We start from the raw sequence: 13602 nt of genomic DNA on the forward strand, positions 1-13602 counted from the left end.
TGATTATCGGTTACTATTTAAAAATATGCTAATGTGGTCATAATGTAAAGTGAAATTGTACCACTATTTGGGATAGGGCTTGCATTTTCTAGGGATTTATAACAAAATAACTAATGTATAGTAAAAGAAACGAACGTACGTTTGTAGGAGGAGAAATATTGAATAAACAAGCAAAAGTTCAATATGGTGAAGATTCAATACAAGTACTTGAAGGGTTAGAAGCAGTTAGAAAAAGACCCGGAATGTATATTGGTTCAACAGATGTTCGAGGACTTCACCATTTAGTATATGAAATAGTAGATAACTCTGTTGATGAAATTTTAAATGGATTTGGAACTGAAATAGAAGTGACAATTCATAAAGATAATAGTATATCTGTGTCGGATAATGGTAGAGGTATGCCAACAGGATTACATAAGACTGGTAAACCAACTCCAGAAGTTATTTTTACAGTACTCCATGCTGGGGGTAAATTTGGCCAAGGTGGATATAAAACATCTGGTGGTTTACACGGTGTAGGTGCATCAGTAGTTAATGCTTTAAGTGAATGGTTGGAAGTAACGATATATAGAGAAGGTTATATTTATAAGCAAACATTTAAAGACGGTGGGATACCAGTTACAACATTAGAGAAAAAGGGGAAAACACGTAAAACTGGTACAACTGTTCATTTTAAACCGGATTCTAAAATCTTTAAGACTTCTACACATTATAATTTTGATACGCTATGCGAGAGATTACAGGAGTCTGCATTCTTGTTGAAAGCATTGAAAATTAAAATAAGTGATTTAAGAGGCGATGAGCCAAGAGAAATTTCATACCATTATGAAGATGGTATTAAAGAATTTGTTAAATATTTGAATGAAGGTAAAGATGTACTTCATGATGTAGCAATGTTTAGTGGTGAATCTAATCAAATAGAAGTAGATATTAGCTTTCAATTCAATGATCAATATTCTGAAACGATTTTGAGCTTTGTTAATAATGTACGTACTAAAGATGGTGGTACACATGAAACAGCATTAAAAACAGCTTTTACAAGAGTATTTAATGAATATGCTCGTAAAATTGGCGAACTTAAACAAAAAGATAAAAACTTAGACGGTAGTGATATTCGTGAAGGTTTAACTGCTATCATATCAGTTAGGATTCCTGAAGATTTATTACAATTTGAAGGACAAACTAAATCTAAGTTAGGTACTACTGAAGCCCGTGCTGCTGTGGACTCAGTAATGTCAGATCAACTTCCTTTCTATTTAGAAGAAAAAGGGCAACTATCAAAATCATTGCTTAAAAAAGCTGTTAAAGCTTCTCAAGCACGTGAAGCAGCTCGAAAAGCACGTGAAGAGGCAAGAAACGGAAAGAAAAATAAACGGAAAGAAACATTGTTGTCTGGTAAATTAACACCAGCTCAAAGTAAAAACACTGAAAAAAATGAACTTTATCTTGTTGAGGGTGATTCAGCAGGTGGTTCAGCTAAATTAGGTAGAGATCGTAAATTCCAAGCAATTTTACCTTTAAGAGGTAAAGTAATTAATACTGAAAAAGCTAAATTAGATGACATTTTTAAAAATGAAGAAATTAACACGATTATTCATACTATCGGAGCAGGAGTCGGCGCTGATTTCAGTATTGAAGACAGTAATTATAATAAAGTAATTATAATGACCGATGCAGATACTGATGGAGCCCATATTCAAGTGTTATTACTTACATTCTTCTTTAAATATATGAGACCGTTATTAGAAGCTGGAAAAGTCTATATCGCATTACCTCCTTTATATAAATTAGAAAAAGGTAAAGGGAAAAGTAAGCAGATTGAGTACGCTTGGACAGACGAGGATTTAGAAGTATTAATGAAAAAAATTGGTAAAGGATTCACTTTACAACGTTATAAAGGTTTAGGTGAAATGAATGCCGATCAATTATGGGAGACTACAATGGACCCAGAAACGAGAACATTAATAAGAGTGAGTATTGATGATGAAGTTCGCTCACAACGTAGAGTTACAACATTAATGGGTGATAAAGTAGAACCACGTAGAGAATGGATTGAAAGACATGTTCAATTTGGTATGCAAGAAGACCAAAGTATACTTGAAAGTGATGATATTCAAGTATTAGATGACGAGGTAGAATCAATTGAGGGGGAAGTTAATTAATGGTTGAACAAATTCAAAACCTTCCTTTAGAAGATGTTATAGGTGATAGATTTGGTAGATACAGTAAATATATTATCCAAGACCGTGCACTTCCAGATGTACGTGACGGTTTAAAACCTGTACAACGTAGAATTTTATTTGCAATGTATAAAGACGGCAATACATTTGAAAGAAACTTTAGAAAAAGTGCTAAAACTGTTGGTAATGTTATTGGTAATTATCATCCACATGGTGATACTTCTGTTTATGAAGCAATGGTTCGTATGAGCCAAGATTGGAAATTAAGACATGTTCTAATAGAAATGCACGGTAACAACGGTAGTATTGATAATGATCCTCCAGCAGCAATGCGTTATACAGAAGCAAAATTAAGTAAGTTGGCTGAAGTTCTTTTACAAGATATAGATAAAGAAACAGTAGATCATATACAAAACTTTGATGATACTGCAATGGAGCCAATGGTGTTACCAGCTAGATACCCTAACTTATTAGTAAATGGTTCAACTGGTATCTCAGCCGGGTATGCAACGGATATTCCACCACATAATTTAGGTGAAGTAATAGATGCAACATTGAAATTAATTGATAAACCTAGTACAACAATAGATGAATTAATAGAACATATTAAAGGTCCAGATTTCCCAACAGGTGGTATTATACAAGGATTAGACGGTATAAAAAAAGCCTATAAAACAGGTAAAGGTAAAATAGTAGTTCGTAGTAAAGTTGAAATTGAAACGATTAGAGGTGGACGTGAACAAATTATTGTCACTGAAGTACCTTTTGAAGTAAACAAAGGAACACTTGTTAAGAAAATAGATGAGCTACGAGCAGATAAGAAAATTGAAGGTATAGTTGAAGTTCGAGATGAAACAGACAGAAACGGTTTAAGGATAGCAATTGAACTTAAGAAAGATGTAAACAGTGAAGGTGTATTAAATTACTTATATAAAAATACTGATTTACAAGTTCTATATCATTTCAATATGGTAGCTATTAATAAGAGACGTCCAGAATTACTAGGATTAAAACAAATACTAGAAAGTTATGTAGAACACCAAAAAGAAGTTGTGACTAAACGTTCACAATATGAATTATCACAAGCTGAAAAGAGAATGCATATTGTAGAAGGTTTGATTAAAGCATTATCTATTCTAGACGAAGTAATAGAAACAATTAGGGCATCAAAAAATAAACGTGACGCTAAAGAAAATTTAATAGAAAAATATGATTTTACTGAAGAACAAGCTGAAGCAATCGTAATGCTACAATTATATAGACTTACAAACACAGATATAGTTTCACTTGAAAACGAATTTGATGATTTACAGAAGACTATAGAGAGACTTAATGATATTCTTCAAAATGAAAAAACACTATTAAAAGTTATTAAAAATGAATTAAGAGCTGTTCGCAAAGAATTTGCTAATGATCGTTTAACTGTAATCGAAGAAAAAATTTCAGAAATTAAAATCGAAAAAGAAATACTCGTTCCTAGCGAAGAAACAATTGTTTCAGTAACACATGATGGTTATATTAAACGTACATCTAACAGAAGTTATATTGCTAGTGGAGTTGAAGAAGTGGGTCTTAAAGATGGAGACTACTTATTAATGCACGAAAAGATGAATACTCAAGATACTTTAATTGTATTCACATCTCAAGGTAATTATTTATTTATACCTGTACATGAAATTGTTGACTTAAAATGGAAAGATTTAGGTAAACATATATCACAAATGATTCCTATAAGTGATGATGAGAGAGTAATTTCTGTTTATAAAGAAACAGATTTCAAACAGGATTCTAATTATATTATTGCTACTAAAAACGGTATGATTAAGAAATCAACAAATGATAAATTTAAAGCTTCAAGAATTACGAGACCTTTAGTTGCAATTAAGCTTAAAGGGGACGATGAGGTCGTATCTGTATTGAAAATTACTGAAGATGAACTTATTACAGTTATAACAGAAAAAGGAATGAGTTTAACTTATGATACTGACGAATTGTCTGATATTGGATTAAAAGCAGCAGGCGTTAAATCTATAAATTTAAAAGAAAATGATAATGTTGTTATGACAGATACATTACCAGATAATCAATCGGTATTAATCATTACGAATCGTGGTTCAGTGAAAAGAATGAAAGCTGATCAATTTGTACCAGCCAAAAGAGCCCAACGTGGTTTAATGATATTAAAAGAATTAAAATCTAAATCACATTCAATTATCAATGCACTGACAAGTTCAGAAGATGAATCATGTGTCATTTTATCAGAAAAAGATCGTGTGAAAGTTAATATGAAAGATTTTAACTATAGTGAAAGATATACAAACGGTAGATTTATTGTTGATGAAAATGATTTTGGACAAGTCATTGGTGCTTATTTTGAAGAAAAAGCAATCGAATAAAAATATATAGTCATAATTAATCGCACATGGTAAAATCATGATAGCGATTTATTATGATTATATTAATTAGAATTGAGGGATTTCTTTGAAGAATTTTGATAGTTATATCCCAAGTTGGTTTCATGACTTTGTGCAATGGGGTAATGATTTAATTTGGACTCAAAACTTGATTTTCTTACTCTTACTAGCTGGTGTCTTCTTTACAATAAGTTCTAAAGTTGTACAACTAAGATGGTTACCAGAAATGTTTAGAGTGATTTTTGAAAAACCCGAAACACTAGAAGATGGAAGAAAAGGTATTTCTTCTTTCCAAGCTTTCGCGATTAGTGCAGCCTCACGAGTTGGTACTGGTAACATTGCTGGTGTTGCTACAGCAATAGTTTTAGGTGGCCCTGGAGCAGTATTTTGGATGTGGGTCATTGCTTTTATTGGTGCAGCAAGTGCATTCTTTGAAGCAACATTAGCTCAAGTATATAAAGTTAAAGATAAAGAAGGCGGCTATAGAGGTGGACCAGCCTATTACATAGAACATGGATTAGGACAAAAATGGTTAGGTGTTTTATTCGCAGTACTAATCACAGTCACTTTTGCATTTGTATTCAATACAGTTCAATCTAATACTATAGCAGCATCTTTAAACGAACAATATGAATTTTCTAACGTCATTACTGGTATTATTTTGGCTGTCATTACAGCATTAGTAATATTTGGCGGTGTTAGAAGTATCGCTACTGTATCTTCATTTATTGTTCCAATTATGGCAATTGGGTACATCATATTAGTTGGTTATATTTTAGTAATAAATATAGATCAAGTTTGGCCAATGATACAAAATATCGTTAAAAGTGCATTCGGTCTTCATCCAGCATTCGGTGGAGCTATGGGCTTTGCTATTATGCAAGGTATTAAACGTGGTTTATTCTCAAATGAAGCAGGTATGGGTTCTGCGGCAAACGCAGCAGCAACAGCAGCAGTAAGTCATCCTGTTAAACAAGGTTTAATCCAATCATTAGGTGTATTTTTCGATACTATGGTTATTTGTACAGCAACAGCTATAATGTTGTTACTATACACAGACTTACAATTTGGTCCAGATGCAGAACAAGGTGTAGCAGTAACTCAACAAGCACTTACAACTCATGTAGGTGAATTTGGTGGTATATTCCTTACAATAGCAGTATTTATGTTTGCATTTTCTTCAATAATAGGTAACTACTATTACGGTCAATCAAACATTGAATATTTAACTAAAAATAAAATCATCATGTTTATTTTTAGAATATTAGTTGTAGGAATGGTGTTTGTAGGATCAGTTATTCAAGTTCAAACAGTTTGGGATACAGCTGATTTATTTATGGGATTAATGGCAATTATTAATATAGTTGCATTATTCGGACTTGCTACAGTTGTGTTTGAAGTTGCAAAAGACTATAGAGCACAAAGAAAACGCAAATTAAATCCTGTATTTAAAATTGAAAATTTAAGTGCAAACTTTAGTAATATTGAAGCATGGGGAGATAATCCTTACAAAAAAGAAACAAAAAAAGATAAAAAAGTAAGAAAGCAAGAAACATCAGATATTGATACAAAGTATGAAGAACCTAAAGAAAATACTTTTGAAAATATTGATGATGACTATGATAATAAAGATAAATAACAATAATAAAAAGCACAATTCAAAATGAATTGTGCTTTCAGAGTGTCGACAAAGTCTTAGACTTTGCCGGCATTTTTTTATGCGCATGCTTTCCGCGGGCATGTTCTCAGCCTGTAGTCTTCGAATCATGCTTTTCCCGCAGGAGTCAGCGCAAAAAAATACCAAATATTAACAAAATATTTTATAATATAGATGAAATTTTATTTAGGAGTTGATTCTATGTTAAATAAATCTACTGATAAGCGCGACCAATATGAAATGATTGCTGTTTCTGAATTGGTACCTAAAAATCATTTATTAAGAAAAGTTGATAAAGTATTAGATTTAAACTTCGTTTATGAACTTGTAGAAAATAAATACTGTTTAGATAACGGGCGTCCTTCTATTGATCCCGTAATATTAGTCAAGATATTACTTATTCAAAGATTATTTGGCATAAAATCAATGAGACAGACTATCAAAGAAATTGAGACAAATGTAGCTTACCGTTGGTATTTAGGGTTCAGCTTTCTTGATAAAGTACCACACTATGGTACTTTCAGTAAAAATTATACAAGACGATTCCATGATACTGACTTGTTCGAACAAATATTCGAGAGAATATTAGAAATTGCGATTAAGAACAATTTAATTGACCACTCAACATTATTCATTGATTCAACGCATATAAAAGCTAATGCAAATAAAAATAAATATATTAATCACGTTGTAAAGAAGGATACATTACATTTCCAAGAAGAACTTAATAATGAAATCAATCAACAAAGGTTATCACAAGGAAAAAAGCCTTTGAAAAATAAGAAAAAGTAGGAATTTAAAAACAAGAAAGTCAGTACTACAGATCCAGATGCTGGCTATTATGTTAAAGGTGAAAGAGAGAAACAATTTGCGTATAGCATACATAGTTGTGTAGATAGAAATGGTTTTATAATTGATCACCATGTGACACCAGGAAATGTTCATGATAGTACACAGTTGAAACCTATGGTTGAAAGATTAGAAGAAAAAAATATGTTACCTATCACTTTAGCGGTAGATTCCGGATACAAAACACCATTCAACGCTCATTATTTACTTGAAAAATCAATTGTACCTGCAATGCCATATACAAGACCAAAAGGAAAACCAGGAATATTTAAGTCTAAAGAATTTATTTATGATGAATATTACGACAGTTATATCTGCCCTAATGATGAATTACTTACTTTTAAAAGAACTATGCCAACAGGTCATAGATTATACAAATCAAATCCGATTAAATGTAAATCATGTCCGCTATTAAATAAATGTACAGAGAACAAAAACTATACTAGAAAAATTCGTAGACATGTTTGGCAAGATGATTTAGATATAATCGAAGATTTAAGGTTTGTAGATACAATTAAAAAAGCATATAAACTAAGAAGTCAAACTGTAGAAAGAAGATTTGGCGATGCAAAAGAACAACATGGTATGAGATGGACTAGATATAGAGGTATTAAAAAAGTTTCCATGGACACCACGCTTATTTGTGCTGCCATGAATCTCAAAAAAATGGCAATGTGGCTTGTAAAAGAGCCACAAACAGCCTAGTTTAAACGCAGTTTAAGCTTAAATTTAATAAAACATACTTATAAAAACAAAAAACAAACTGAACTTATAAATTTAAGTTCAGTTTGTCCACAGTCTGAAAGCACAATTCATTTTGAATTGTGCTTTTTATTATTTGAAAAGGTTAGTTAAAGAATTAAAGATATCTTTAATTGCATTTACTATTTTATCCCAGAAGCCTTCATCTTGTAATTTATCTTTGATATTATTACCTAGATCTTCTGCATTTTTTTTTGCATTTTTAAAATCATCTGATTTAACTAGATCATTAACATAATCTTTTGAGTTATTGATAAAGTCTTTTGCATTTTCACCACTAAAGACACCATCTTGTTGCGCTTTATCAATGACGTTTACTATCATGTTTATTTGATTGTCACTAATAATATTAGTTAAACCATTGTCTTCAATTTTTTGATTTACGATATTTGTAATTTCATTTACTGTAACATTCCCTGATTTTTCTGCTACAGCTTGTTTAGATTCTGCAATCGTCTTATTTAATTGTGATTGTGAAAAACCTTCTTGATTGCTATTTTCATCAGATATTTGATTAATAGTAGATAATTCTTCTTGAGCAACTTGAGTTCTGCTTGAATCGACTGATTCTCCTTGTGCTTCAAAGGCTTTGTAAACACCTGCTAGAGCACTCTCACCTGTTACATCTTCACTTGAAGCGATTGTAACGTCAGCATCCTTGATACCAGCAGTCATTAAAGCATTTTTATAAGTATCTTCTGTGACTTTTGTGATTTTTCCTTGATCTTGATTTATGTTTAAGTTTAGTCCACTACCTTTTGATGTTTTAGTAATTCGGATACTTGATTTTAAAACATCATTCGATGATTGCATATTTAAATACTTATTTAAATCATCAGCATTAACGTAAGTTGTTTTATCACTGTTTTTAGAACCTAATAAGTTTGATGTTGTATCTTTAGCAGATGGATTATTTTCTAAAGCTGCTCCATAAACAGTAACCGCATTATCCCATGCTTCCTCAGTTACAGCTTGAGCTTGGTGTTTCGGATATAAAATTGTTGAAAGTAGTAAAACAGATAAAATACTTAATATATATAGTTTCATGTTCTTCATATGTTTGCACATCCTCAATGTTATTGATATTAAAAATATCTATCATTATATTATCATCAATTGTATAATATGTAATAGGTCTTCAGAATGAGGTTTGAGATATGGGAAAATACATTATAGAAAAAACGTTAAATAATAATGTGTTAGTTGCTAACTATTATGATAATGAAGTCATATTAGTAGGTAAGGGGATTAGTTTTGGTAAAAAACAAGGTGAAGAAATTAATACAGATTTAATAGAGAAAGTTTATTTGCTTGAATCTGAAAATGATAAAAATAAATACAAGCAATTATTAGATGGCACAAATGAACAAATCTTTAATATTGTATTAGAAGTAGTAAATGGTATTGATAAACAATTAGGTGGAAGTGTAAGTGAAAAAACTTTAATTTCATTAACAGATCATATCATATTTGCAATCAAACGTATTAAAGAAGGTATACATGTTCATAATCCATTTTTAAAAGAAACAGAACTTCTTTATCCAAGGGAATATCAAATAGCAGAAAAAGCTGTTAAAACGTTGAATGAAAAATTAAATTTGCAATTTATTGAATCAGAAGCTGGCTTCATAGCTTTACATATTCATTCAGCAGAAGTTAATCATTCAATACATGATATTCACAATATAAAAGAAATTATTCAGAAAGCTATAATTATAATAGAAGAAGGCCTTGAAGTTAATGTTAATAAAAATAGTATTAATTATAGCCGGTTTGTAAGGCATCTTCACTTTGCGATACAAAGAGTTTTAGCCGATGAAAGAATACCAGATGCAACTAATATCGAAATGCTATTGAAAGCGCAATATCCAATGTGCTATAATATATCCGTAAAGATAGTGAAGATGATGCAAACACAGTTAAAGAAACCAGTTTATCAATCTGAATTGGCATATTTAACAATGCACATTCAACACTTTAATAATAACTTATAAATTGCGTGTTACTGATACGATCAGGCATGAGCAAATAAACTTTACCAATATGGTAAGTTTCTTTGCTCATGCCTTTTTTCATGCCGTAATTTATAAAGTTAAACAAATAGGAGGGTATTAAATATGTTTAAGAAATTCTTTGGTCAATTGCAACGTATTGGTAAAGCATTAATGTTACCAGTTGCGATTCTACCAGCAGCGGGTATTTTACTTGCATTCGGGAATGCAATACAGAATGAACAGTTCGTTGAAATTGCACCTTGGTTAAAAACTGATGCTATAGTTATGGTAGCTTCAGTAATGGAGTCATCCGGTCAAATTATTTTTGATAATTTACCATTACTATTCGCACTCGGTACCGCATTAGGTTTAGCAGGAGGAGATGGCGTAGCAGCATTAGCAGCTCTTGTTGGTTATTTGATTATGAATACTACCATGGGTGTTGTAAAAGGTATCTCAATTGATGAAATCTATAGTTATGCTGAAGGTGCTAAAACTTTAGGGCAAACAGCTAAAGATCCTGCACATGCATTAGTATTAGGTATTCCGACACTTCAAACTGGTGTGTTCGGTGGTATTATAATGGGGGCACTTGCTGCATGGTGCTATAACAAATATTATAATATTAATTTACCACCTTTCTTAGGATTCTTTGCAGGTAAACGATTTGTACCAATTATTACATCAGTTGTTGCAATTGTGGCAGGTATTATTCTTTCATTTGCTTGGCCACCAATACAAGATGGATTAAATAATTTATCTACATTCTTATTGGATAAAAACTTAGCGTTAACTACATTTATCTTTGGTATTATTGAACGTGCTTTAATACCTTTCGGATTGCATCATATATTCTATTCACCATTCTGGTTTGAGTTCGGTAACTATGTTAACTCTGCTGGCGAGTTAGTACGTGGTGACCAAAGAATCTTTATGGCACAAGTTAAAGATGGTGTACCATTTACAGCTGGTGCATTTACAACTGGTAAATATCCATTTATGATGTTCGGTTTACCAGCAGCAGCTTATGCGATTTATCGTCAAGCTCGTCCAGAACGTAAAAAAGTTGTTGGTGGCTTAATGCTATCTGCAGGTTTAACATCATTCTTGACTGGTATTACAGAACCTTTAGAATTCTCATTCTTATTCGTGGCACCAGTACTTTATGGAATTCACGTAATTTTAGCAGGTACATCATTCTTAGTAATGCACTTGTTACATATTCAAATAGGTATGACATTCTCAGGTGGGTTTATAGACTATGTATTATACGGATTATTAAACTGGGATAGAACAAACGCGCTATTAGTTATTCCAGTAGGTATTATATATGCTCTTGTTTATTACTTCTTATTTACATTCGCTATCAAGAAATTTAATTTAAAAACACCTGGTAGAGAAGATAAAGAAACTGAAACACGTAATAGTTCAGTAGCAGAATTACCATTCGATGTTTTAGACGCAATGGGTGGTAAAGAAAACATCAAGCATTTAGATGCTTGTATTACGAGACTTCGTGTAGAAGTATTAAATAAATCAGAAGTTAACAAAAATGAATTAAAAAGTTTAGGTGCTTCTGGCGTACTTGAAGTAGGAAATAATATTCAAGCAATCTTTGGTCCTAAGTCAGATCAAATTAAACATGATATGGCACGTATTATTTCTGGAGAAATTTCTAAACCAACTGAAACAACTGTAACAGAAGATGGTGATGCAGAAAGTGCTGCAATTCTTGCTGAAGGTGGCGCTACAATCTATTCTCCAATTAAAGGTGAAGTGATTAATATTTCTGAAGTACCAGATAAAGTGTTCTCTGAAAAAATGATGGGTGATGGTATTGCAATTATGCCAGAAACTGGAGAAGTAGTTGCTCCATTTGATGGTAAATTGAAAATGACATTCCCTACAAAACATGCAATCGGCTTAGAATCTAATGAAGGTGTTGAATTATTAATTCACTTCGGATTAGAAACAGTTAAGCTTGAAGGTAAAGGTTTTGAAATTTTAGCAGAAGCTGATACTGACATTGTTAAGGGACAAGCTTTAATGAAAGTGGATTTAGACTTCATTAAAGAAAATGCAGATAGTACAGTTACTCCTATTGTTATTACAAACTTAAATGACTCAACTTTAGAAACATTAGTTACTGGTAAAGTTGAACAAGGCGATAAAATTTTAGTCGTTAAATAAGTTTAAATGAATTTTTAAAATGTGATTGGGATATAAGTCCTAACTCAAAATAAATAAGCATATCACGTAACTGATTTTTAAAGTTTACAGTGATGTGCTTATTTTTTATTAAATCTTACGATTTTGTACGTGCATTTGCCAGAGGGTATGGTTCGAGCCTGTAGTCTCTCACGCATACGATTCCCTCGGGCGTCAGCACTTACAAAATCATTAACAATATTTATTTTTACATAATATAATTATAATTATATTATGTAAACTATATTTGTAAGTTTTTAGTTTTTAAAGTAATACGATTAGGGTATAATGGATTATAAACTTTTAGAAGGAGGGCTTTTTTTGGAAAGAGAAACAAAATCCAATAATTCTCATAATAAAATCTCTAGATTTATGAAGTTTTTTGGCGGTAGAGATATATATTTTATTTTAGGATTATTGATCTTGATAGGTTTAACGATATTTATTTTTCAAAACGTATCGTTCATTTTTGAACCTTTAGTAACAATTACAACAACTTTAGTTGGCCCAATTATTGTTGCATTTGTTGCGTTTTATTTATTTAACCCAATTATTAATTTTATGGAAAAATTTAATATCTCAAGATTATGGGGTATTATCATTTTATTACTTGCTATTATAGGAGCGTTAACACTTGTTGTGACTTTATTGATTCCTGTAGTTCAAAATCAAGTTGAAAGTTTTTCGAAAAATTTACCATCATATGTACAAGAATTTAGTAATAGGATTCAAAAACTTTCTCAAAATTCTTTTGTAGCTGATTATTATGCTCAAGCTCAAACTTGGGTACAACAAAACTTTAGTGATATTCCTAAAAAAATATCTAACTCATTAGGAGATTTTGGTAATAAGTTTCAATCATTTGTATCTACGATTACACATGTAGTTGTGATCATTATTACATTCCCATTTGTCTTGTTCTTCTTACTTAAAGATGGTGGAAAATTTAGAAACTATTTTATTAGTATTATGCCACCAAAATTTAGAAAAGATACACATGATTTAATTGATAAAATGAATGTACAAGTAGGTTCATATATTCAAGGTCAAATGATAGTTGCATTCTGTATTGGTGTATTATTATTTATTGGTTATTCAATCATTGGTCTGGAATATGCTTTAACACTTGCAAGTATTGCTGCTGTTACGAGCGTAGTACCTTATTTAGGACCAATGATTGCCATAAGTCCTGCAATTGTATTAGCAGCTATTGATTCACCATTTATGCTGTTAAAGCTTGCTATAGTATGGGCAGCTGTACAATTTTTAGAAGGTCACTTTATTTCACCAAATATTATGGGTAAAACAATGCAAATTCATCCATTAACAATTATTTTTGTATTATTATGTGCAGGTAATTTAGCAGGAGTATTAGGTGTAATCCTTGGTATTCCAGCATATGCAATTATTAAAGTAGCTGTATCACATGTATTTACATTATTTAAACGTAGATATAATAAATATTATCAAAACGATTCAGGTCCATACGAATTTAATGATGATGAAGTTTTACCTGATAGAGAACAATAAAATTCAAA

The 13602-nt window shown here is 31.3% G+C and carries 7 protein-coding genes and 1 pseudogene; 7 read left to right on the forward strand and 1 reads right to left on the reverse strand.

Going from position 1 to position 13602, the window contains the following annotated elements; genetic code table 11:
* Positions 1 to 158 precede the first annotated feature (158 nt).
* The 4 genes and pseudogenes from parE (at position 159) to B2G86_RS01350 (ending at position 7805) form a co-directional block, all read left to right on the forward strand.
* Positions 159 to 2162 (forward strand): DNA topoisomerase IV subunit B, encoded by a 2004-nt coding sequence (gene parE / locus B2G86_RS01335; protein ID WP_078356336.1) that lies wholly within the window; start codon positions 159 to 161, stop codon positions 2160 to 2162.
* A complete protein-coding gene (gene parC / locus B2G86_RS01340; RefSeq protein WP_078356337.1) occupies positions 2162 to 4576 on the forward strand; it encodes a DNA topoisomerase IV subunit A in 2415 nt (804 codons plus the stop codon). Before parE ends, parC begins: the two co-directional genes overlap by 1 nt.
* Before the next feature lie 85 nt (positions 4577 to 4661).
* Positions 4662 to 6233, forward strand: coding sequence for a glutamine transporter AlsT (gene alsT, locus B2G86_RS01345; RefSeq protein WP_078356338.1), 1572 nt, complete (start codon positions 4662 to 4664; stop codon positions 6231 to 6233).
* A gap of 219 nt (positions 6234 to 6452) precedes the next feature.
* Positions 6453 to 7805, forward strand: a pseudogene (locus B2G86_RS01350) (IS1182 family transposase).
* A 129-nt stretch (positions 7806 to 7934) separates the two neighbouring features.
* Here the strand turns inward: B2G86_RS01350 and B2G86_RS01355 are convergent.
* Positions 7935 to 8918, reverse strand: a complete 984-nt coding sequence (locus B2G86_RS01355; protein ID WP_078356339.1) for a DUF1002 domain-containing protein — start codon at positions 8916 to 8918, stop codon at positions 7935 to 7937.
* Between the two features lie 101 nt (positions 8919 to 9019).
* On the opposite strand from B2G86_RS01355, the gene glcT reads away from it, so the two are divergent.
* The 3 genes from glcT to B2G86_RS01370 all read left to right on the forward strand — a co-directional run bounded on the left by glcT (position 9020) and on the right by B2G86_RS01370 (position 13594).
* Positions 9020 to 9856 (forward strand): glucose PTS transporter transcription antiterminator GlcT, encoded by an 837-nt coding sequence (gene glcT, locus B2G86_RS01360; RefSeq protein WP_078356340.1) that lies wholly within the window; start codon positions 9020 to 9022, stop codon positions 9854 to 9856.
* A 123-nt stretch (positions 9857 to 9979) separates the two neighbouring features.
* Positions 9980 to 12046: a glucose-specific PTS transporter subunit IIBC gene (ptsG, locus tag B2G86_RS01365; protein ID WP_078356341.1), complete on the forward strand. Its 2067-nt coding sequence runs from the start codon at positions 9980 to 9982 to the stop codon at positions 12044 to 12046.
* A gap of 306 nt (positions 12047 to 12352) precedes the next feature.
* Positions 12353 to 13594, forward strand: a complete 1242-nt coding sequence (locus tag B2G86_RS01370) for an AI-2E family transporter (protein WP_078356342.1) — start codon at positions 12353 to 12355, stop codon at positions 13592 to 13594.
* Positions 13595 to 13602 lie beyond the last annotated feature (8 nt).

Origin of the sequence: Mammaliicoccus fleurettii (assembly GCF_002018435.1) — a bacterium.
GTDB classification, from domain to species: Bacteria; Bacillota; Bacilli; order Staphylococcales; family Staphylococcaceae; genus Mammaliicoccus; species Mammaliicoccus fleurettii.

Bases quoted from the DNA above. Each gene is read 5' to 3' on its own strand.
- parC (WP_078356337.1), top strand. From the start codon at position 2,162: ATGGTTGAACAAATTCAAAACCTTCCTTTAGAAGATGTTATAGGTGAT.
- B2G86_RS01355 (WP_078356339.1), bottom strand. From the start codon at position 8,918: ATGAAGAACATGAAACTATATATATTAAGTATTTTATCTGTTTTACTA.
- glcT (WP_078356340.1), top strand. From the start codon at position 9,020: ATGGGAAAATACATTATAGAAAAAACGTTAAATAATAATGTGTTAGTT.
- ptsG (WP_078356341.1), top strand. From the start codon at position 9,980: ATGTTTAAGAAATTCTTTGGTCAATTGCAACGTATTGGTAAAGCATTA.
- B2G86_RS01370 (WP_078356342.1), top strand. From the start codon at position 12,353: ATGGATTATAAACTTTTAGAAGGAGGGCTTTTTTTGGAAAGAGAAACA.